A 21,672-nucleotide genomic window follows, 5' to 3' on the forward strand; every position below is an offset into this window, starting at 1 on the left:
CAGAACGAGGAATTCCCATGTCCACCCAACTCTTCAGCGTCGCTTTCGGCGTCGGCACCCAAAACCGCCAGGGCAACTGGCTGGAAGTCTTCTACGCCCAGCCCCTGCTCAAGCCCAGCGCCCAGCTGGTCGAGGCCATCACCCCGATCCTTGGCTACAGCGCCGGCAACCATGCCATCGCCTTCAGCAATGCCCAGGCCGCTGACCTGGCTTCCGCGCTCAAGGAAATCGACCCGGCCCAGTCCGCCCTGCTGACCCGTCTGGCCGAAAGCCAGAAGCCGCTGGTCGCCACCCTGCTGGCCGAAGACGCCGCCCTGACCTCCACCCCGGAGGCCTACCTCAAGCTGCACCTGCTGTCCCACCGCCTGGCCAAGCCCCACGGCCTGAACCTGACCGGCATCTTCCCGCTGCTGCCCAACGTCGCCTGGACCAGCCACGGCGCCGTCGACCTGACCGAACTGGCCGAACGCCAGCTGGAAGCGCGCCTGAAGGGCGAGCTGCTGGAAGTCTTCTCCGTGGACAAGTTCCCCAAGATGACCGACTACGTGGTCCCCGCCGGCGTGCGCATCGCCGACAGCGCCCGCGTGCGCCTGGGCGCCTATGTGGGTGAAGGCACCACCGTGATGCACGAAGGCTTCATCAACTTCAACGCCGGCACCGAAGGCCCGGGCATGATCGAAGGCCGCGTCTCCGCTGGCGTCTTCGTCGGCAAGGGCTCCGACCTGGGCGGCGGCTGCTCCACCATGGGCACCCTCTCCGGTGGCGGCAACATCGTCATCGCCGTGGGCGAAGGCTGCCTGATCGGCGCCAACGCCGGCATCGGCATCCCCCTAGGCGACCGCAACATCGTCGAAGCCGGCCTGTACATCACCGCCGGCACCAAGGTCGCCCTGCTGGACGACCAGAACGCCCTGGTGAAAGTGGTCAAGGCCCGCGACCTGGCCGGCCAGCCTGACCTGCTGTTCCGCCGCAACTCGCAGAACGGCGCCGTCGAGTGCAAGACCAACAAGACGGCCATTGAGCTGAACGAAGCCCTTCACGCGCATAATTAAAAAGACAGCTTGAAGTCGAAAGCCAGAAGCCGGAAGTGACCTCGAGTACTTCCGGCTTCCAGCTTCTGGCTTCCAGCACTTTCCGGTCTCAGGCTCATCGCTATGCTTCCGTCCCCTTGGCGCTCCGACTTCCCCGCCCTTTCGGCCCTTGACGCCGAGGGGCAGACCTACCTGGACAGCGCCGCCACCTCGCAGAAGCCCCAGGCGGTGCTCGATGCCCTGCTCGGCTACTACGCCAGCGGCGCGGCCAATGTGCACCGTGCCCAGCACCTGCCGGGCGAGCGGGCGACCCGGGCCTTCGAAGGCAGCCGCACCCGCGTCGCCCACTGGCTGAACGCTGCCCACCCGGCGCAGATCGTCTTCACCCGGGGCGCCACCGAAGCCTTCAACCTGCTGGCCTATGGGCTGGAGCGGCACTTCGCGCCCGGTGATCGCATCGTCATCAGCGCCCTGGAACACCACGCCAACCTGTTGCCCTGGCAGCAGCTGGCACGCCGTCGCCAGCTCGAACTGGTGGTGCTGCCGCTGGATGCGAGGGGCGATATCGACCTCGACCAAGCCCGCCAGCTGATCGATTCGCGTACCCGCCTGCTCGCCGTCAGCCAGCTGTCCAACGTGCTCGGCCGTTGGCAGCCCCTCGCCGAGCTGCTGGCCATGGCCCGCCAGCAAGGCGCGCTGACCGTGGTGGATGGCGCCCAGGGCGTGGTCCACGGCCGTCATGACGTACAGGCCCTGGGTTGCGACTTCTACGTGTTCTCCGGGCACAAGCTCTACGGCCCGGAAGGCGTCGGCGTGCTCTATGGCCGTGCCGACGCCCTGGCCCGTCTGGACCATTGGCAGTTCGGCGGCGAGATGGTGCACCGCACCGACTACCAGGACGCCGACTTCCACAGCGCGCCCCTGGGCTTCGAGGCCGGCACCCCGGCCATCGCCCCGGTGATCGGGCTCGGCGCCGCGCTGGATTACCTCGGCAGCCTCGATGCGGCCGCCGTCACCGCCCACGAGACCGTACTCCACGCCAAGCTGCTGGCCGGCCTCGCCGCCCGCGACGGTGTGCGCCTGGTGGGCGAGCCCCGGGTGGCACTGGCCTGCTTCGGCGTCGAAGGCGTGCACAACGCCGACCTCGCCCACCTGCTCACCGAACAGGGCATCGCCGTGCGTGCCGGGCACCACTGCGCCATGCCGCTGTACAAGGGGCTCGGCCTCAGTGGCGCGATCCGTGTCTCCCTCGGCCTCTACAACGACAGCGCCGACCTGGAGCGCTTCTTCGTTGCCCTGGACAAGGCCCTGGAGCTGCTGCGATGAACCTGCCACCCGCCGCCTCCGAGGCCCTCGCAGCCTTCACCGGCGCCGGCAGTTGGGAACAGCGTGCACGCCTACTGATGCAATGGGGCGAGCGCCTGGAACCCCTGGCAGACGAAGAACGCAGCGACGCCAACCGTGTGCATGGCTGCGAAAGCCAGGTCTGGCTGGTCAGTGAAATGAAGGATGGCCAGCGTCACTTCCGCGCCGCCAGCGACGCCCGACTGATCCGCGGCCTGCTGGCCGTGCTCCTGGTACGTGTTCAGGGCCTTGCACCCGAGGAGCTGGCCGCCCTCGACCTCGCCGACTGGTTCACCCAGCTCGGCCTCGCCCGCCAGCTCTCCCCTTCCCGCAGCAACGGCCTCAACGCCGTGCTCGAACAGATACGCAAGACCGCTATGTAGGTCGGGTGCAACCCGACACAAGGCCGCTACAGCCGGCGGGTTTCACCCGCCCTACGGCCAAGGACTCATGCGAGTCATCAGCATCCTTGGGTAGGCGCGAATTCATTCGCGATGAGATTCCCGAAACAACCCTCTAACCGGCAGCCCGCTCCGACGGCCGCCGCGCACCGGCCACCAGCTTGTCCACGGTCTTGGCCGCAGCGGCCATGCCGAAGCTGGCGGTCACCATCATCACCGCGCCGAAGCCGCCGGCGCAGTCCAGCTTCACGCCCTCACCGACGAAGCTCTTCTGCTGGCACACCGAGCCATCGGGCTTGGGGTAGCGCAGCTGCTCGGTGGAGAACACGCAGGGCACGCTGTAGGTGCGCCCCGCCGTGCGCGAGAAGTTGTAGTCGCGGCGCAGCATCGAGCGCACCTTGGCCGCCAGCGGGTCGTTGAAGGTCTTGTTCAGGTCGGTGACCTGGATCTGCGTCGGGTCCACCTGGCCGCCCGCGCCGCCGGTGGTGACGATCTGGATCTTGCGCCGCTTGCACCAGGCGATCAGCGCCGCCTTGGCCGCCACGCTGTCGATGCAGTCGATCACCGCATCCAGTTCGGGGGTGATGTACTCGGCCATGGTCTCGCGGGTGACGAAGTCAGCCACCGCATGCACCACGCAAGCCGGGTTGATGGCGCGGATGCGCTCGGCCATCACCTCCACCTTGGCCCGCCCCACGGCACCGGCGATGGCGTGCACCTGGCGGTTGGTGTTGGTGATGCAGACATCGTCCAAGTCGAACAGGGAAATCTCCCCGACGCCGGACCGCGCCAGCGCCTCCGCCGCCCAGGAGCCGACGCCGCCGATGCCCACCACCGCCACGTGCGCCGCCTGCAGGCGCGCGGCGCCCTCCAGGCCATAAAGGCGGGCGATGCCACCGAAACGTTCGTCTGTACTCATGCCTAGCTCCCAACTCGCCAGCCACCTGGCCGGGCGCGCATTATAGGAAGCGTCGACCGCCATCCCAAGCCCGACACCGCTGAATGGTGGGCCATAGATCGGTCCGCTGCCCGCCAGCGCTATAGTCGGCCGATAACAACAAGGGAGCCCAGCATGCGCAACTTCACCTTCTATAACCCCACCCGCATTCATTTCGGCGAAGGCCAGATCGACAAGCTGGCCCGTGAGATTCCCGCCGGCAGCCGGGTGCTGGTCACCCACGGCGGCGGCAGCATCTTCCAGAACGGCGTCTGGCAGCAGGTGGAACAGGCCCTGGCCGGTTATGCACTGACCCGCTTCGCCGGCATCGAGGCCAACCCGCAATTCGACACCCTGGTAAAAGCCACGGAACTGGCGCGCCGCGAAGGCTGCGACTTCATCCTCGCCGTTGGCGGCGGCTCGGTGATCGACGGCAGCAAGTTCATCGCCGCGGCCCTGTGCCATGACGGCGACCCGCTGGACCTGCTCACCGGCACCCGCGCCCAGGCCGCCGTGCCGCTGGGCTGCGTGCTGACGCTGGCGGCCACCGGCTCGGAGAGCAACCCCCACGGCGTGGTCACCCATGTTGCCCGCCAGGAGAAGCTGCCTTTCTCCAGCCCACTGCTGTACCCGCGCTTCGCCATCCTCGACCCGCGCACCACCTTCAGCCTGCCCGCCCGGCAGATCGGCAACGGCGTGGTCGACGCCTTCGTCCACACCCTGGAGCAGTACCTCACCTACCCCGCCGATGCGCCGCTGCAGGACCGCCAGGCCGAAGGCCTGCTGCTCACCCTTATAGAGGAAGGCCCCAAGGCCCTGGCCAACCCCGAGGACTACGCCGTGCGCGCCAACCTCATGTGGTGCGCCACCCAGGCCCTCAACGGCCTGCTCGGCTGCGGCGTGCCGCAGGACTGGGCGACCCACATGATCGGCCACGAGCTCACCGCCCTCTATCACCTCGACCATGCCCAGACCCTGGCCGTGGTGCTGCCGGCGCTGCTGGCCGAGCGTCGTGAACCCAAGCGCGCCAAGCTGGCCCAGTACGCCGAGCGTGTCTGGGGCCTGACGGGAGACGAAGACACCCGGATCGATGGCGCCATCGCCGCCACCCGCGACTTCTTCGAAGCCCTGGGCGTGCCCACCCGCCTCGCCGACCACGGCCTGGGCGCGGAAGCCATCCCCCAGGTGCTGGCCCAGCTGGAGCGCCACGGGATGACGGCCCTCAGCGAGCGTCGCGACCTCGACCTGGAAGCCAGCGAGCGCATCCTGCTGCGTGCCCTGTAATCCACTTCGTACCGGGCCTGACACAACGCCGGCGACGGGCCCGGGAAATCGCCGCGAACTTCTCCGCACCCCCAGGGACAAAGCCTGTGTGCAATGGCCGGCAGGCACGGCTATCGTTCGTACAGAATCTATACAGTCGCCGGACGCCGGAGTAGCATGCGCGCCGACCAGCGCTCGCTGGCGCTATCTCCCCGTTCCACGCTTCGGAACCTGAAATCCCTATGCCATCGCGTAAATTTGGACTCAACCTGGTGGTCTTCGTGGCGGTCGCCGCGCTGTTCACCGGAATCTGGGCGCTCTACAACCGTCCCGTCAGTGCCCCGGACTGGCCCGAGCAGATCTCCGGCTACTCCTACTCGCCGTTCCGTGTGGACCAGAACCCCCAGCAGGACCGCTACCCCACCGACGAGCAGATCCGTGAAGACCTCGAGCTGCTGAGCAAGCAGACCGACAACATCCGCACCTACTCGGTGGACGGCACCCTCGCCGACATCCCCCGCATCGCCGAGGAATTCGGCCTGCGCGTGACCCTCGGCATCTGGATCAGCCCGGACGAAGCGCGCAACGAGCGCGAGATCACCAAGGCCATCGAGATCGCCAACAACTCGCGCAGCGTCGTGCGCGTAGTGGTCGGCAACGAAGCGTTGTTCCGCCGCGAGATCAGCCGCAAGGACCTCTCCGTCTACCTCGACCGCGTCCGCGCGGCCGTGAAGGTACCGGTGACCACCTCCGAGCAGTGGCACATCTGGCTCAAGTACCCGGAGCTGGCCAACCACGTCGACCTAGTCGCCGCCCACGTCCTGCCCTACTGGGAATTCATCCCCATGGAGGACTCCACCCAGTTCGTGCTGGAGCGCGCCAAGGACCTGAAGAAGGCCTTCCCGAAAAAGCCGCTGCTGCTCTCCGAAGTGGGCTGGCCGAGCAACGGCCGCATGCGCGGCGGCGCCGACGCCTCCCAGGCCGACCAGGCCATCTACCTGCGCACCCTGGTCAACGCCCTCAACGCCCAGGGCTACAACTACTTCGTGATCGAGGCCTTCGACCAGCCGTGGAAGGCCAGTGACGAAGGCTCGGTGGGCGCCTACTGGGGCGTCTACAACCTGGAGCGCCAGCCCAAGTTCAACTTCGAAGGCCCGGTGATCGCCATCCCGCAATGGCGCATGCTCGCCGTCGCCTCGGTGGTCATGGCCCTGCTGGCCCTGGCCCTGATGCTCATCGACGGCAGTGCCCTGCGTCAGCGCGGCCGCACCTTCCTCACCTTCGTCGCCTTCGCCGGTGGCTCGGTGCTGGTGTGGATCGCCTACGACTACAGCCAGCAATACAGCACCTGGTTCAGCCTCACCGTCGGCGTGCTCCTGGGCGTCGGTGCCCTGGGCGTGTTCATCGTCCTGCTCACCGAGGCCCACGAACTGGCCGAGGCGGTCTGGGTACGCTCCCGTCGCCGGCCGTTCCTGCCGGTGATCGGCGACTCGCCCTACCGGCCCAAGGTGTCGATCCACGTGCCCTGCTACAACGAGCCGCCGGAGATGGTCAAACAGACCCTCGACGCCCTCGCCGCGCTGGATTACCCAGACTATGAAGTCATCATCATCGACAACAACACCAAGGACCCGGCCGTCTGGGAACCGGTGCAGGCGTACTGCGAACAGCTCGGACCGCGCTTCCGCTTCTTCCACGTCGCCCCGCTCGCCGGCTTCAAGGGCGGCGCGCTGAACTACATCCTGCCGCACACCGCGCCTGACGCCGAAGTCGTGGCGGTGATCGACTCCGACTACTGCGTGAACCCCAACTGGCTCAAGCACATGGTCCCGCACTTCGCCGATCCCTCGATCGCCGTGGTGCAGTCGCCGCAGGACTACCGCGACGGCAAGGAAAACACCTTCAAGAAGCTTTGCTACGCCGAGTACAAGGGCTTCTTCCACATCGGCATGGTGACCCGCAACGACCGCAACGCGATCATCCAGCACGGCACCATGACCATGATCCGCCGCACCGTGATGGACGAGCTGCAATGGGCCGACTGGACCATCTGCGAGGACGCCGAGCTCGGCCTGCGCGTGTTCGAAAAAGGCTATGCCGCCGCCTACGCCCATGACAGCTTCGGCCAGGGCCTGATGCCGGACACCTTCATCGACTACAAGAAGCAGCGTTTCCGCTGGGCCTATGGCGCCATCCAGATCATGAAGGGGCACGCCCGCAGCCTGTTCCTCGGCAAGGATTCCGAGCTCAAGCGTGGCCAACGCTACCACTTCATCGCCGGTTGGCTGCCGTGGATCGCCGACGGCCTGAACATCTTCTTCACCATCGGTGCGCTGCTCTGGTCGGCCGCGATGATCATCGTGCCGCAACGGGTCGACCCGCCGCTGCTGATCTTCGCCATCCCGCCGCTGGCGCTATTCTTCTTCAAGGTGGCGAAGATCGTGTTCCTCTACCAGCGCGCCGTCGGCGTCAACCTGAAGGACGCGTTCTGCGCCGCGGTAGCGGGCCTGGCCCTGTCGCACACCATCGCCAAGGCGGTGCTGTACGGCTTCTTCACCACCAGCATCCCGTTCTTCCGCACGCCGAAGATGCGCAGCAACCACGGCCTGATGATGGCCCTGGCGGAAGCCCGCGAAGAAGTCTTCGTGATGCTGCTGCTGTGGGGCGCCGCCATCGGCATCGGCATCGTCCAGGGCCTGCCCAGCGCCGACGTGAAGTTCTGGGTGGCCATGCTGCTGGTGCAGTCGCTGCCCTACCTCGCCGCGCTGATCATGGCGCTGCTCTCCTCGGCACCCAAGCCGCTGGAACAGCCCCATCCGGAAGCCACGGCCTGACCCGTAGCGAGTGACCTAAACGGCGGCCAATGGCCGCCGTTTATGTTTTAAGATGTCGTCCTTTTCACGCCTTGCCGCCTTACCGGAGCCCTGCATGACCGCCCTCTCCCCCACCCTCGAGCTCGCCTGCGACCTCATCCGCCGCCCCTCGGTCACGCCGGTCGACGAAGGCTGCCAGGAGCTGATGATGCGCCGCCTGGAAGCGCTCGGCTTCCGCATCGAACGCATGCGCATCGAGGACGTGGAGAACTTCTGGGCCATCCGTGGCGGTGAAGGCCCCGTGCTGTGCTTCGCCGGGCATACCGACGTGGTGCCCACCGGCCCGCTGCAGGCCTGGCAGCACCAGCCCTTCGACGCCAAGATCGACGAGCAGGGCATGCTCTGCGGCCGTGGCGCCGCCGACATGAAAGGCAGCCTGGCGTCGATGATCATCGCCGTCGAGCGCTTCGTCGCCGAACACCCGCAGCACCGGGGCGCCATCGCCTTCCTCATCACCAGCGACGAAGAAGGCCCCGCCCACCATGGCACCAAGGCCGTGGTCGAGCGCCTGGCCGCCCGTGGCGAACGCCTGGACTGGTGCATCGTCGGCGAGCCCTCCAGCACCACACTGGTAGGTGACGTGGTGAAGAACGGTCGCCGTGGCTCCCTTGGCGCCACCCTCACCGTGCGCGGCATCCAGGGCCACGTGGCCTACCCGCACCTGGCGAAGAACCCGATCCACCTCGCCGCCCCGGCCCTGGCGGAACTCGCCGCCGAGCATTGGGACGACGGCAACGCCTTCTTCCCGCCCACCAGCTTCCAGGTCTCCAACCTCAACTCCGGTACCGGCGCCACCAACGTGATCCCGGGCGAGCTGGTGGCGGTGTTCAACTTCCGCTTCTCCACCGAATCCACGGTCGAAGGCCTGCAGCAGCGGGTCAATGCCATCCTCGACAAGCACGGCCTCGACTACCACGTGGAATGGGCCCTGTCCGGCCTGCCGTTCCTCACCGAGCCGGGCGAACTGCTCGACGCCGTGGCCGCCAGCATCAAGGCCGTCACCGGTCGCGAGACCACCCCGTCCACCAGCGGTGGCACCTCCGATGGCCGCTTCATCGCCACCATGGGCACCCAGGTGGTCGAGCTCGGCCCGGTCAACGCCACCATCCACCAGGTCAACGAGCGCGTGCTGGCCAGCGACCTCGACCTGCTGACCGAGATCTACCAGCAGACCCTCGTGCGGCTGCTGGCCTGATCATGCTCACCTGCCCCATCTGCCAGGCGCCGCTGTCCCTCGTGGACAACGGCGTCGCCTGCCCGGCCAACCACCGGTTCGACCGCGCCCGCCAGGGCTACCTGAACCTGCTGCCGGTGCAGCACAAGAACAGCCGCGACCCCGGTGACAACGCCGCCATGGTCGAGGCCCGCCGACGCTTCCTCGAAGGCGGCCACTACGCGCCGCTGGCCGCCCGCCTGGCGCAGCTGGCCGCCGAGCGCAGCCCCGCGCGCTGGCTGGATATCGGCTGCGGTGAGGGCTACTACACGACGCAGATCGCCGATGCGCTGCCCGACGCCGACGGCTACGGCCTGGACATCTCCCGCGAAGCGGTGAAGCGTGCCTGCCGCCGCGCCCCCGGCCTGACCTGGCTGGTGGCGAGCATGGCCCGCGTGCCCCTGGCGGACGCCAGCTGCCAGCTCCTGGCCAGCGTCTTCAGCCCGCTGGACTGGCAGGAGGCCCGCCGCCTGCTCGCCCCCGGCGGTGGCCTGCTGCGCATGGGCCCGACCCGCGGCCACCTGATGCAGCTGCGCGAGCGCCTGTATGACGAGGTGCGCGACTACGACGACGAGAAGCACCTGACACTGATCCCCGAGGGCATGAAGCTGGAACACAGCGAAACCCTCGAATTCGACCTGCAGCTGGCCAGCAGCGAAGCCCGTGCCGACCTTCTGGCCATGACGCCCCACGGCTGGCGCGCCAGCGCCGAACGCCGTGCCGCCGTGATCAAAGACGCCTTCGAAGTGACGGTATCCATACGCTACGATTGGATCGTCAGAAACTAGGACCCCCGCCATGCGCCAACCCGATATCGAGATCTACCTGAAGGACGCCGACCAGGACGCCGTTTCCGCCTGGCTGGCGCAGGCCCTGGGCGACTGCTCGCCCTGGCAGCAGAAGGGCCAGACCTTCAAATGCAACGCCGGCGGCATCCCCGTGACCTGGCTGCCGCGCGCGGTGGGCAAGTGGCACAGCCTGCTGCTGGAGAGCGATGCGACGCCCTGGGAGGACGACCTCTCCTGCGCACTGGCCGCGTTCGCCGCGCTGGGCGTGGAAATCCGTTGCGCACCGGGAGGCTGGCAGGAAGAAGAAGGCGAGGAAGATGCGGACCGCTGGATCAGGGTCAACGCCCAAGGCAGCAGCGAGATCGTCTGGCGCACCGACTGAGTGCAGCCGCGAGTGGTGTTGCAGAAAACAAAAGGCCCGTCATCGACGGGCCTTTTGCTTGGAGTCGTCAGACTCTGGAGACGTCTTCCGCCTGCAGGCCTTTCTGTCCCTGGATCACCGCGAATTCCACTTTCTGGCCTTCGACCAGGGAACGATGCCCATCGCCGCGGATAGCACGGTAGTGAACGAAGACATCCGGACCGCTTTCGCGCTGAATGAATCCATAGCCTTTAGCGTCATTGAACCACTTGACGGTTCCGACCTCACGATCAGCCATTACTACTCTCTCCAAACTCGCAATTTTATTGTGTTACCCCTTATTCAAGAGGCTTAGACGGTTGGGCAAGGACGTTCTTCTTTTTATAGCCGACCGCAGTCCAGAGAGGCGTGGGCGGGTATTCCGAATAGCGTTCTTTTAACCACCGCGACCGGAGTATACGACAGGAAATGCTACAGAAAAGCACTTTTTTAGAATGCCGTGAAACCGCCGGCTGGCAGGGCTTTCACGCCCTTTTATGGGTCTTTCGGGTCACAAAATGGGGCACTCCCGGAGCGTTTGAAAAGCAACTTGGAAATGCCTTTCGCACACCCCGGTAGTTGCCCTTCTTACTTGGCCGAGAGCACGTCTTCGAGCCTCTTCGCCAGCGCCTGGTATTGGAACGCCTCGATGCGATAAGCCCAATCGAGACGACCCGCAACTTGCTCGCCGTCGAACTTGTCCTTGCGCTTCAACTGCATCCAGTACTGCTCGCCCTGCCCCAGGATGACCCCATCGAGCTGGCCACCCGCAAAGTCCTGCAGGCTGAACTCGAGCAACGGCTTGTCCTTGAACTGCACTTGGTCCAGCGGCGCGGCATCGGCGAACTCCAGGCTGGCGAACAGCGTCGCCATGCCATTGGCCGCCGCCTCGTAGGCCAGCGTACGGTTGGCCGGCAGCTGGCGGACCTTGAGGTTCGCTTCGCCTTCGGCATCGCGGTAGACCGTCAGCCCATTGCCCTGGCGGAACTTCACCTCGACCTGGCGCACGCTGGCGAAGGGGATGCTGGCGATACGTCGATCCAGCCAGCCGAGCTCGGTCTCCGGCAGGGCGATACGCGTGTCGATCAGCCAGCTCTGGTTCTCGCCGGCCAGGCGCACCAGTTGTCCCTTGCCGCCTTGGCCCGGCTTGCCCACCAGCAGCACCTGCTCGGGCAGGCCTTCGCCCCGCAGCTTCACGCGGATGCCCTGGCCTTCGCCCTTGTCCGCCAGGCCGAGTTGGCCGTGCAGCTCGGGCTTGGCGGTGCGCGCCTCGATTTCCCGCGCATCCCCCAGGGCCCGCAGCAGGTCGGCCACCGGCTTGGCCGCCGCCGGATAGCCGGCCTTGTCGGGCAGTACCCAGGTGCCGCTCTGCCGTGCCAGGCGCAGCAGTGGCTGCCCCGGGCGCTCCACCTCGATGCGGTCCACCTCGGCGAGCCGGCCCTGCAGCGCCGGTAGCAAGGGCGACGGCCCCTTCACCGCGAGCGGTTCGGGGGCCCGGTGCAGGCCGACATAGGCCAGCACCAGGGCGATGGCCACCAGGGCCAGGAACAACAGTGCCTTGCGTCCCATCGGTTCTCTCCTCAGGCCCGGCGACGACGCCAGAACCACAGCAGCAGCACGCCCAGGGTCAGCACCAGCGGAACCAGGACGATGTTGATGAGTTTGAGGGTACGGCCGAGTTTCTCGATATCGGCGTTGAGCTGGTAGTTGACCTCACGCAGCTCCTTGCGGATGCGCACCTTCTCCTGCATGAACTGCTGCAGGGTGGCCTGTTGTTCGGGGGTCAGTTCCAGGGCCTTGGTCGGGTCCTGGTTCTTCTGCAGGCTGGCCAGCTTCTCCTCGGTATCGGCAAGGCGCTGCTGCAGCACCTGCTCCTGCTCGCGGAAGCGCGCCTCGGCCTCACGCTGCAGCGACTCGACCACGGTGAAGGGCCGGGTGAAGCGCCCCCGGGAGCGCACGCTGATCAACGCTTCGGAACCGGTCAGGTTATCCAGGGCGTTGATGGCGAAGCCGGAGTTGTCGGCCCAGGGCTGCGGCACGCGCTGGCCGAAGAAGTCCTGCACCTGCACCCACATGCGATCACTGAGCATGTCGGTGTCGGCGACCACGATGACGTTGATGTTGTCCGCCGCCTTGAGGCCGTCCTTGTGGCCCTCGATGCCATCGGGGAAGGCGCTCTGCACCGGCCCGCCGATGCGCGCGGCGATGGCGTAGCGGTCGCCGCTGGGCTTCAGCTCGCGCATCAGCACATCGGGGTTGCGCAGGGTGGCGAAGATCCCGGCATCGAAGGGCATGGCGTATTCCGAGCTCTGGATCAGCGGCGCGAAATGGGTCTTCGCACCCTCCAGCGGGCGCAGGATGCCGGCGGTGGCGACGGTGACCGTCTCCAGGCTGGAGGTGGCGATGTCGCTGGCGTCCAGGGCCTTCTTCGGCAGGCTCAGCCAACCGACGTGGCGCGCAGGGCGCTGGCCCTCGCCCATGCTCACCGACATGGCGTAGGCGCCATCGCCCACCACCTTGCCGGGCACCATCTCCAGGCCCCAGGCCTTGAACAGCGCCGGCAGGTCGGAGGCCTTGTCCTCGCCGCCCATCTCGCCAGGCATCTGCACGCCGTGGTCGGCTTCGCTGTAGGGGTCGACGAACACCAGCAGCTTGCCGCCGCGCAGGACGAACTGGTCGATGGCGTACTGGGTCTGCTGCGACAGGTTCTTCGGGTGCACCAGCAGCAGCACCGAAACCTTGTCGGGAATCTGGTCGACGCTGGGCTTGATGCTCTCGATCTGGAACAGCTGGCGGATTTCCTCCATCACCATCCAGGGCTGGCCGGGCTGGCGGGTCTGCATGTCGAAGCCGCCATTGATGGGCAACCCGGACATCACCCCGACCACCGGCCGCTGGGGCTTGGCCAGGCTCTGCACCAGGCGGCTGATCTCGTATTCGAGGAACTCCTCCTGGTCGAGGGGGAAGAACGGGATGATCTGCCGGTCATCGACGCTGTTGGTCCCAGCCAGGCCGAAGTAGACCGAATCGCCGCCCTGCTGCAGCGGCACCGCCTGCAGGCCGAACTCGGCGGCCTTGTCCTCGTCCTCGGAGAAGGGCTCGGGGTCGACGATGTGCAGCTTGATCTTGCCGTCCGACGCCTGGGCATAGGCCTTGAGCATCTCCTCCACGCGCTTGGCGTAGTTGCGCAGCACCACCAGGTCCTTGGCGGATTTGTCGGAGTAGAAGAAGTACAGGTTGATGGGCTCGTCCAGCTCCCCGAGGATCTGCCGGGTGCCGTCGGAAATGGTGTAGAGCTTCTGCTCGGTCAGGTCGATGCGGGCGTTGGTCAGCGCCAGCCCGGAGACCATGTTGAACGCCAGGAAGGCCAGGGCGATAAGCAGCAGGCCGGCGCTGGAATACATCAGTTTCTTCATGTCAGTCGGCCTTCTTCAGATCGACCACCACGGCGGTGGCGGCCAGCCAGGCGGCGATCAGGGTGACGAAAAAGAGCAGGTCGCGCAGGTCGATCACGCCCTTGCTGATGGCCTCGAAGCGGGTCAGGAAACTCAGCGAGGCGACCGCGTCCAGCAGCCATTGCGGGGCCCAGGCGCTGAAGCCGTCGAGCACCAGCGGGAAGCCGCTGACCATGAACAGGAAGCACATGACCACGGCGAGGATGAAGGCGATCACCTGGTTCTTGGCCAGCGCCGACATGCACGAGCCGATGGCCAGGTACGAGCCCGCCAGCAGCCAGCTGCCGATGTAGCCGGTGACGATGGCGCCGTTGTCCGGCTCGCCCAGGTAGTTGACCGTGACGATCATCGGGAAGGTCAGCAGCAGCGCCAGGCCGGCGAAGGCCCAGGCGGCGAGGAACTTGCCGGTGACCGCCTCGAAGCGGGTGATCGGCAACGTCATCAGCAGCTCGATGGAGCCTGACTTGCGCTCCTCCGCCCACAGGCGCATGGCGATGGCCGGCACCAGGAACAGGTAGAGCCAGGGGTGGAAGTTGAAGAAGGGCGCGAGGCTGGCCTGGCCGCTCTCGAAGAAACCACCCAGGTAGAAGGTGAAGACCCCGGACAGCACCAGGAAGATCACGATGAACACATAGGCCAGCGGCGTGGCGAAGTAGCTCGCCAGCTCGCGCTTGAATATGACCGGCAACTGCTTCATGCCGCCTCTCCCCGGGTCAGGCTGCGGAACACTTCATCCAGGCGACCCCGCTCGACATTCAGCTCCTTGACCTTCCAGCCGCGCTGGTGGATGAGCTGGTTGACCTGCGGGAAGATCACCTCGCCAGGCTTGGCCAGCACCGTCAGGCCGCTGCCGTGGGGGTTCTCCTCCACGCCGGCAACGCCCGGCAGCACCGCCAGGGCCAGCGGATCCAGGGGCTCGTCGGCCACCAGGGTCACCGCCTGGTGATAGCGCGAACGGCTCTCCAGCTCGTAGGGGGTGCCATCGGCTACCAGCTTGCCGGCGGCGATCACCACCGCGCGGGTGCACACCGCCGCCACCTCTTCGAGGATGTGGGTGGAAATGATCACGATCTTGTCCTGGGCCAGGCTCTGGATCAGCTGGCGCACCTGGTGCTTCTGGTTAGGGTCGAGGCCGTCGGTGGGCTCGTCGAGGATCAGCACGCGAGGGTCGTGGAGAATCGCCTGGGCCAGGCCGACACGGCGCTTGAAGCCCTTGGACAGGGTATCGATGGATTGCCCCAGCACCTTGTCCAGCTCCACCTGGCCGGCGGCGCGGGTCACCCGCTGCTTCTTCTCGGCGCCACGGAAGCCGCGTACCTCGGCGATGAACTCGAGGAAGCCGCGCACCGTCATGTCGCCATAGCAGGGCGCACCTTCGGGGAGGTAGCCGATCTGCTGCTGGGCCTGGAGGGTGCGGGTCTGGATGTCGAAGCCGAGCACGCTCGCAGTGCCGGAGGTCGGCGCGAGGAACCCGGTGAGCATCTTCATGGTGGTGGACTTGCCGGCACCGTTCGGGCCGAGGAAGCCGAGCACCTCCCCCTGCTGGACGCCGAAGGACAGGTCATCCACCACTGTGTGCTGCGCGAAACGCTTGGTCAGTTTTTTTAGTTCGATCATGGCCTCTACCCCAAAGGGAAAAGCCCCCGGCCATGCTGGCCGCTGGGGCCTTGCAAAACGCCGGCGGACTATAAGGAGTCCCCCGGCGGCATAGCAAGACAGCAGAAGATTCCGGAAGTTTCCTGGCGGCCCCATGGTTTTCAGACCGTTAGGTGCTTTTTGCGGCTGGATGGCGAATACGGCAAACTAGCCACCCCGAGCACTCGCTCGTTCGACTACAGACTCCGTATGACCCGCTCGCCCTTCCGCCGCCTGGCCTTCGGTACCCTGCGCCGCCTCCTTTATCTCTGGGTGCGCTCGGAAACCATCAACCAGTCCGCCTTCACCCTCAAGCTCGACCGCAGCAAGCCGGTGCTCTATGTGCTCCAGCAACCTTCGGCCAGCGACCTGGCGGTGGTGGACGGGGAGTGCACCAAGGCCGGCCTGCCCCGCCCGGTGCTGCCGGTGGCGGTGGGCGACACCCTCGAGCCCGCCGCCTTCTTCTACCTGACCCCCGAACCCGGCTGGTTCGGCGGGCAGGACAAGCGCGGCACCTCGCCGACCCTGGTGCGGGTGCTCGACGCCATCCAGCAGCACGCCGTGGATGACGCGCAGATCATTCCGGTCACGGTGTTCTGGGGCCAGTCCCCGGACCGCGAGACCAGCCCCTGGAAGCTGCTGTTCGCCGACAGCTGGGCCGTCACCGGGCGCCTGCGCAAGCTGGTCAGCATCCTCATCCTCGGGCGCAAGACCCGCGTGCAGTTCTCCGCCCCCATCCACCTGCGCGAGCTGATCGCCCAGGGCAAGGGCCCGGAGCGCACCCAGCGCATGGTGCAGCGCATCCTGCGGGTGCACTTCCGCAACCAGAAGACCGCCGTCATCGGCCCCGACCTCTCCCACCGCCGCAACCTGGTCAAGGGCCTGGTGCACGCGCCCCAGGTGCGCCAGGTGATAGCCGAGGAAGCCGAGCGCGAGAAGATCAGCCCGGCCAAAGCCGAGGCCCAGGCGCTGAAGTACGGCAACGAGATCGCCTCCGACTTCGCCTACACCGCCATCCGCTTCCTCGAAGTGGTGCTGAGCTGGTTCTGGAACAAGCTCTATGAAGGCATCAAGGTCAACCACATCGAAGGGGTGCAGGAGATCGCCCAGGGCCACGAAGTCATCTACGTGCCCTGCCACCGCAGCCACATCGACTACCTGCTGCTCTCCTACCTGCTGTTCCGCAACGGCCTGACCCCACCGCACATCGCGGCCGGCATCAACCTCAATATGCCGGTGATCGGCGGCCTGCTGCGTCGCGGCGGCGCCTTCTTCATGCGCCGTACCTTCAAGGGCAACCCGCTCTACACCGCGGTATTCAACGAATACCTGCACACCCTGTTCAGCCGTGGCTTCCCGGTGGAGTACTTCGTCGAAGGCGGGCGTTCGCGCACCGGCCGCATGCTCCACCCGAAAACCGGCATGCTCGCCATCACACTGCGCAGCTTCCTCCGCTCCTCGCGCCTGCCCATCGTCTTCGTGCCGGTCTACATCGGCTACGAGCGCGTGCTGGAAGGCCGCACCTACCTGGGCGAGCTGCGTGGCGCGAGCAAGAAGAAGGAATCCATCTTCGACATCTTCAAGGTCATCGGCGCCCTCAAGCTGCGCTTCGGCAGCGTCGCGGTGAACTTCGGCGAGCCGATCAAGCTCGCCGAATTCCTCGACCAGGAACAGCCGACCTGGCGCGACCAGGAACTGGGCCCGCAGTACCGCCCGGAATGGCTCAGCGACACCACCAACAAGCTGGCCACCCGCGTCGCCCGCCACCTCAACGACGCGGCAGCGATCAACCCGGTCAACCTGGTGGCCCTGGCGCTGCTCTCCACCAGTCGCCTGGCCCTGGACGAACGCGCCCTGACCCGCGTGCTCGACCTCTACCTGGCCCTGCTGCGCGCCGTGCCCTACTCGCCCCACGCCACCCTGCCGGAAGGCGATGGCCAGGCGCTGATCCAGTACGTGCAGAGCATGAACCTGCTGGCCGAGCAGAAGGACGCCCTGGGCAAGATCCTCTACCTGGACGAGCAGAACGCCGTCCTGATGACCTACTACCGCAACAACGTGCTGCACATCTTCGCCCTGCCGGCGCTGCTCGCCAGCTTCTTCCAGAGCAGCGGGCGCATGAGCCGCGAGCAGATCCTGCGCTACACCCGCGCGCTCTACCCCTACCTGCAGGCCGAACTGTTCATCCGCTGGAACCTGGACGAGCTGGATGCCGTGGTCGACCAGTGGCTGGAGGCCTTCGTCGAACAGGGGCTGCTGAAGTTCGAGAACGAAACCTATGTGCGCCCGGCGCCGAGCTCGCGCCAATTCGTGCTGCTGACGCTGCTCTCGCGCTCCATCGCCCAGACCCTGCAACGCTTCTACATGGCCATCGCCCTGCTGCTCAACGCCGGGCAGAACCAGCTGGCCGCCGAGGAACTGGAAGACCTGTGCACCGTGATGGCCCAGCGCCTGTCGATCCTCCACGGCCTCAACGCCCCGGAGTTCTTCGACAAGAGCCTGTTCCGCCACTTCATCCAGACCCTCCTCGACCAGCGCGTGCTGCGCCAGGACGAAGCCGGCAAGCTCAGCTACCACCCGGCCCTGGGTGACCTCGCCGAAGGCGCCGCCAAGCGCGTGCTGCCGGCCGAGATCCGCCTGTCGATCCGCCAGGTCGCCCTGGAGCGCCAGGGCGAAGTGGACGCCGAAGCCGAAGCGCCCGCCGAAGCCAGCTGACCCCCAAGCCGGCCCCGCCCGGGGCCGGCCTTGTTTCACCCTGTCGATTTAGAGAACTCGCCTACAGGCTGCATCGGAGCCTGCCGAACGGCTGCCGTGCGGCCGCTCAGTACCATGACCGACCTGCGCTACGCAGGACTCCACCCACAGGGACGGTGCCGACCATGCTGCTGAGATCAATCCCCATCCATAACGCCGACGGCCAGGTCGTCAACGCCGCCATCCTCTGCTGCTTCGGGATCGCCGCCCTGGAGCGCGACTTCCTCCTCTACACCCTCGACGAAGCCCAGCCCGGCCAGCGCTGCAAGGCCTACATCGCCGAAATCCGCATCCACCCCGAGGGCTACAGCCTCGACACCATCGACGCCGAGCACTGGCCCCAGGTGAAACGGGTGCTCAAGGAACTGACCCGGGAGCGCACGCCATGACCGCGCGTCGGAAGCCCCTGGAATTCCACCTGCTGAACCTCAAGGCGCTGCCGCTGATCGAGCCGGTGGAGCCGAGCCGCCTGGAAGAACACCGCTCCGTGCTGCTCGGCAAGGACGCCCTGACACGGCTCATGGCGGTGGCCGGCAAGGTGTCCCGCCAGCCGCAAGGCAGCACCTGGTCCATCCCCGCCCAGCCCCAGGCCGCAGCGCGCCCCTCGTCTGCCCGGGAAGCGCGCCTGCAACAGCTGGAACACCACCTCGTCGAACGCCTGGCCCGATTCAAGGCCCTCAGCGAAGCGCGCGCCCGGGAGTTCGCCAGGCGTGACGCCGAGCAGCGCACCCAGGCGAAAAACCTGCGGGCGGAGGCTGCCAGGCTCGCGGGCCGGGCCGCCGAACTGGACGAGCGCGAGGCGGATCTGCACCGCAGAAGCCTGACCCTGGCGCAGCAGCTGGAACAGCTGATCAACGCCCGGCAGCGCCTGCAGACGATCACCCAGGCCCTGGAAGACCGCCCACCGCTCGAGGACTGACGGGCACGCGGGGCTGTACCCCCGCCCCCTGGCTTCTATAGTGTGTGTATCGCTGTCCATCGAACCACGAGGCCCCATGAAGTCCCCCAGCCTGCTGCTCGCCAGCGCCCTGCTCGTCGCCTGCACCACCGTCCAGCCCCCGACCCAGGTCCATCTCAATGGCGAGGTCTTCTACCTGCAACGCAGCGCCTTGCCGCCGGATGCCACGCTGCGCGTCTCGCTGCAGGACGTCTCGCTGGCCGATGCCCCCGCCCGCGAGCTCGCCTACCAGCAGGGCCGGGTCGAAGGCCAGGTGCCCCTGCCCTTCCAGCTCAGCTACGACCCGGCCAACCTGCAGCCCGGCCATGACTATGCGGTGAGCGCGCGCATCGAGCGCGACGGCAAGCTGCTGTTCATCAGCACCGAGCGCCACTCGGTTAAACTCGACGGCAGCGACCCGCAGCCCCTGCGCATCAAGGTCGATGCCGTTCCCTGACAACCCGCCTTTCCGCCACAAGGATGCCGCCATGTTCCGACTCACCACCCTGGTCGCCGGCCTCGCCCTCTCCGCCAGCGCCTTCGCCCTCTCCCTCAGCGACCTCAGCCAGCAGGACGCCAGCGGCGGCCTCAAGGACGCGCTCACCCAGGGCGCCAAGGTCGCCGTGCAGCAACTCGGCAAGCCGGGCGGCTTCAGCGAAAACCCCGAAGTGCGCATCGAGCTGCCGGGCAAACTCGGCAAGGCCGCCAAGACCATGAAGATGATGGGCATGGGTGCCCAGGTCGACCAGTTGGAAGCCAGCATGAACAAGGCCGCCGAAGCCGCCGTGCCGGAAGCCCAGGCGCTGCTGGTGGACGCGGTGAAGAAGATGACCGTGCAGGACGCCAAGGGCATCCTCTCCGGCCCCGAGGATTCCGCCACCCAGTACCTGAACAAGACCAGCCGCGAACAGCTGCGCGCCAAGTTCCTGCCCATCGTCAAGAAAGCCACCGACCAGGTTGGCCTGGCCAAGCAGTACAACAGCTTCGCCGGCCAGGCCGCGAGCTTCGGTGTGGTCGACGCCAAGAGCGCCAACATCGAAAGCTACGTGACCGAGGAAGCCCTCGACGGCCTGTTCAAGATGATCGCCGACCAGGAAGCCAGCATCCGCAAGAACCCCGCCGCCGCGGCCACCGGCCTGGCGAAAAAGGTCTTCGGCGTGCTCTGAGCCTCAGCCCGAAACGAAAAAGCCCGGCCAAGCGCCGGGCTTTTTTGTTCAAGCACCGTAGGTTGGCGCCGAGCGCAGCGAGGCCCAACGGACCAACGCCCGAGACTGCGTAGTGGCGTGATTCGCGAATGAATTCCCACAAGGGCGGCGGCGCTGCGCACCGCTTGGCGACTGAAGTCGCCCCTACAGAGGCCCCACCGCTTGAGCGCGACCGCTGTATAGGACCTCCACCAGGCGGAGTCGAACGCGGCACAGGTTCAATCCTGGGCTCCGCCGCGAAGGGTTTCACCGCGCTCGCGATCAACCCGCCCCACCACCTCGACGCGGGAATCCCCCAGCGCCTCATCCAGCCCCTGGTGGAACCAGCGCAACGCCTGCTCGTAGCGCCCGTGCCAGAGGCGGTCGCTGGCGCCGGCGCGGATGCCGTCCTGCACCCGCGCGGCCATGGCGAAGTCTTCCTCCAGGGCGGAATAAAGAATCTCGTTGTTCTTCTCGAAATAGCGCCGGGCCTTGTCCGTCGCCGGTTCCTCCAGCAGCAGGTTGTAGCCCAGCACGCGGGTGGCCAGCGGGCCGCCGGGAAAGACGCTGGAGAAGTCGATATGGTCCGGCTCCACCAGCACCAGGGTGTTGGGCCAGATGAAGTACAGCAGGTTGCCGTGGCGCCGCAGGTCCCACTCGGATTCCGGCTGTTCCAGCACCTCGCGCAGGTTGCGCTTCACGTAGTAGTTGCGGATGTGCCGGCCGAAGCGCTCGAACAACCCCAGGTTGGGCCAGAACAGGGGGTCGATGGTGGCCTGGTGCGCCTTGGCCACGTGGTAGTTCTCCAAGAAGGTGTCGATGGTCAACTTCCAGTTCACCGGCCGGCGGATGTCGCGCGGGTCGAAAAGCACCTGCCCCTCCAGGGCGAAGCTGCTGAAGTCGGCCATCAGCTCGGGGCCGAAGAACGCCGGCATGTCCAGTGCGGGGCCAGGCGAGTGCCGCGCCCAGATGGCGCCGAAGCACTCGGCCACCGGCACCTCGGTGAGGTTCAGGCAGCCCCGGTCGACGCCCTCGAAACCGTAGCCATGGGGAATGCCGCGCAGTTGCCCATCGGGGTTGTAGGCCCAGGCATGGTAGGGGCAGACGAACACCCGGTTGGCCCCTTCCGCCTCCGCCACCAACTGGGTACCACGGTGCTTGCAGACGTTGAGGAAGCCGCGCAACCGTCCCGCCTCGTCACGCACCAGCAGCAATGGCGCCAGCAGGTCCCGAGTGATGAAGCGCCCCGCCGTCACCTCGCTGGAGCGTGCTACCAGCAGCGGTTCGCGGCGCAGCACCTCGTCCCGCTCACGTCGGTAACGCGTCTCGTCGAGGTAGCTGTCCACCGCCAACGATGAAGGCGCTTCCAGGCAATCGGACTGGCCCCGTTCGGCCAGCGCCAGCGTCTTCTTCAGCAGTTCCACCTGTGTCGCGTGCTGCATGCCTGCCTCTTCTTG

At 66.7% G+C, this 21,672-nt stretch carries 20 protein-coding genes; 13 read left to right on the forward strand and 7 right to left on the reverse strand.

What is annotated here, in order from left to right:
• Positions 1-17 precede the first annotated feature (17 nt).
• From dapD to PI990_RS25065, 3 genes are all read left to right on the forward strand, one after another.
• Positions 18-1,052, forward strand: coding sequence for a 2,3,4,5-tetrahydropyridine-2,6-dicarboxylate N-succinyltransferase (dapD, locus tag PI990_RS25055; protein WP_271658805.1), 1,035 nt, complete (start codon positions 18-20; stop codon positions 1,050-1,052).
• A gap of 102 nt (positions 1,053-1,154) precedes the next feature.
• Positions 1,155-2,357: an aminotransferase class V-fold PLP-dependent enzyme gene (locus tag PI990_RS25060; protein ID WP_271658806.1), complete on the forward strand. Its 1,203-nt coding sequence runs from the start codon at positions 1,155-1,157 to the stop codon at positions 2,355-2,357.
• Entirely contained in the window at positions 2,354-2,758 is a 405-nt protein-coding gene (locus tag PI990_RS25065) for a SufE family protein (RefSeq protein ID WP_271658807.1), read from the forward strand. The genes PI990_RS25060 and PI990_RS25065 overlap by 4 nt, the downstream gene beginning before the upstream one ends.
• 133 nt (positions 2,759-2,891) lie before the next feature.
• Here the strand turns inward: PI990_RS25065 and tcdA are convergent, their stop codons facing one another.
• Positions 2,892-3,695 carry a tRNA cyclic N6-threonylcarbamoyladenosine(37) synthase TcdA gene (gene tcdA / locus PI990_RS25070; RefSeq protein ID WP_021219453.1) on the reverse strand — a complete coding sequence of 268 codons (804 nt, stop codon included), beginning with the start codon at positions 3,693-3,695 and terminating at the stop codon, positions 2,892-2,894.
• A gap of 153 nt (positions 3,696-3,848) precedes the next feature.
• Between tcdA and PI990_RS25075 the strand changes: the two genes are divergently transcribed.
• From PI990_RS25075 to PI990_RS25095, 5 genes are all read left to right on the forward strand, one after another.
• Positions 3,849-4,997, forward strand: a complete 1,149-nt coding sequence (locus tag PI990_RS25075) for an iron-containing alcohol dehydrogenase (protein ID WP_271658808.1) — start codon at positions 3,849-3,851, stop codon at positions 4,995-4,997.
• Positions 4,998-5,218: 221 nt separating this feature from the next.
• Positions 5,219-7,810: a glycosyltransferase gene (locus PI990_RS25080; RefSeq protein ID WP_021219455.1), complete on the forward strand. Its 2,592-nt coding sequence runs from the start codon at positions 5,219-5,221 to the stop codon at positions 7,808-7,810.
• Positions 7,811-7,904: 94 nt separating this feature from the next.
• Positions 7,905-9,044, forward strand: a complete 1,140-nt coding sequence (gene dapE, locus PI990_RS25085; RefSeq protein ID WP_271658809.1) for a succinyl-diaminopimelate desuccinylase — start codon at positions 7,905-7,907, stop codon at positions 9,042-9,044.
• Positions 9,045-9,046: 2 nt separating this feature from the next.
• Positions 9,047-9,850 (forward strand): putative RNA methyltransferase, encoded by an 804-nt coding sequence (locus tag PI990_RS25090; protein ID WP_271658810.1) that lies wholly within the window; start codon positions 9,047-9,049, stop codon positions 9,848-9,850.
• A gap of 10 nt (positions 9,851-9,860) precedes the next feature.
• Entirely contained in the window at positions 9,861-10,232 is a 372-nt protein-coding gene (locus tag PI990_RS25095; RefSeq protein ID WP_263400013.1) for a hypothetical protein, read from the forward strand.
• A 67-nt stretch (positions 10,233-10,299) separates the two neighbouring features.
• Here PI990_RS25095 and PI990_RS25100 read toward each other — a convergent pair whose 3' ends face one another.
• From PI990_RS25100 to PI990_RS25120, 5 genes are all read right to left on the reverse strand, one after another.
• Positions 10,300-10,509, reverse strand: a complete 210-nt coding sequence (locus tag PI990_RS25100) for a cold-shock protein (RefSeq protein WP_021219459.1) — start codon at positions 10,507-10,509, stop codon at positions 10,300-10,302.
• A 329-nt stretch (positions 10,510-10,838) separates the two neighbouring features.
• Positions 10,839-11,819: a DUF4340 domain-containing protein gene (locus tag PI990_RS25105; RefSeq protein WP_271658811.1), complete on the reverse strand. Its 981-nt coding sequence runs from the start codon at positions 11,817-11,819 to the stop codon at positions 10,839-10,841.
• 11 nt (positions 11,820-11,830) lie between these two features.
• Positions 11,831-13,666 (reverse strand): GldG family protein, encoded by a 1,836-nt coding sequence (locus PI990_RS25110; protein WP_271658812.1) that lies wholly within the window; start codon positions 13,664-13,666, stop codon positions 11,831-11,833.
• Position 13,667: 1 nt separating this feature from the next.
• Positions 13,668-14,402, reverse strand: coding sequence for an ABC transporter permease subunit (locus tag PI990_RS25115; RefSeq protein ID WP_271658813.1), 735 nt, complete (start codon positions 14,400-14,402; stop codon positions 13,668-13,670).
• Positions 14,399-15,322, reverse strand: coding sequence for an ABC transporter ATP-binding protein (locus PI990_RS25120; protein WP_271658814.1), 924 nt, complete (start codon positions 15,320-15,322; stop codon positions 14,399-14,401). The genes PI990_RS25115 and PI990_RS25120 overlap by 4 nt, the downstream gene beginning before the upstream one ends.
• A gap of 228 nt (positions 15,323-15,550) precedes the next feature.
• Between PI990_RS25120 and plsB the strand changes: the two genes are divergently transcribed.
• From plsB to PI990_RS25145, 5 genes are all read left to right on the forward strand, one after another.
• The gene (gene plsB / locus PI990_RS25125; protein ID WP_271658815.1) at positions 15,551-18,055 is read left to right on the forward strand and encodes a glycerol-3-phosphate 1-O-acyltransferase PlsB; all 2,505 of its coding nucleotides are present in this window, start codon (positions 15,551-15,553) and stop codon (positions 18,053-18,055) included.
• Positions 18,056-18,219: 164 nt separating this feature from the next.
• Positions 18,220-18,483, forward strand: a complete 264-nt coding sequence (locus PI990_RS25130) for a hypothetical protein (RefSeq protein WP_271658816.1) — start codon at positions 18,220-18,222, stop codon at positions 18,481-18,483.
• Positions 18,480-19,013, forward strand: coding sequence for a hypothetical protein (locus PI990_RS25135; protein ID WP_271658817.1), 534 nt, complete (start codon positions 18,480-18,482; stop codon positions 19,011-19,013). The genes PI990_RS25130 and PI990_RS25135 overlap by 4 nt, the downstream gene beginning before the upstream one ends.
• Positions 19,014-19,089: 76 nt before the next feature.
• Positions 19,090-19,488: a YbaY family lipoprotein gene (locus PI990_RS25140; protein WP_263400020.1), complete on the forward strand. Its 399-nt coding sequence runs from the start codon at positions 19,090-19,092 to the stop codon at positions 19,486-19,488.
• A gap of 31 nt (positions 19,489-19,519) precedes the next feature.
• A complete protein-coding gene (locus PI990_RS25145; RefSeq protein WP_043244051.1) occupies positions 19,520-20,197 on the forward strand; it encodes a DUF4197 domain-containing protein in 678 nt (225 codons plus the stop codon).
• Positions 20,198-20,454: 257 nt separating this feature from the next.
• Here PI990_RS25145 and PI990_RS25150 read toward each other — a convergent pair whose 3' ends face one another.
• Positions 20,455-21,657, reverse strand: a complete 1,203-nt coding sequence (locus PI990_RS25150; protein WP_271658818.1) for an aromatic ring-hydroxylating oxygenase subunit alpha — start codon at positions 21,655-21,657, stop codon at positions 20,455-20,457.
• Positions 21,658-21,672: the final 15 nt, after the last annotated feature.

This window comes from Pseudomonas sp. TUM22785 (assembly GCF_028198105.1).
Lineage (GTDB): Bacteria > Pseudomonadota > Gammaproteobacteria > Pseudomonadales > Pseudomonadaceae > Metapseudomonas > Metapseudomonas solani.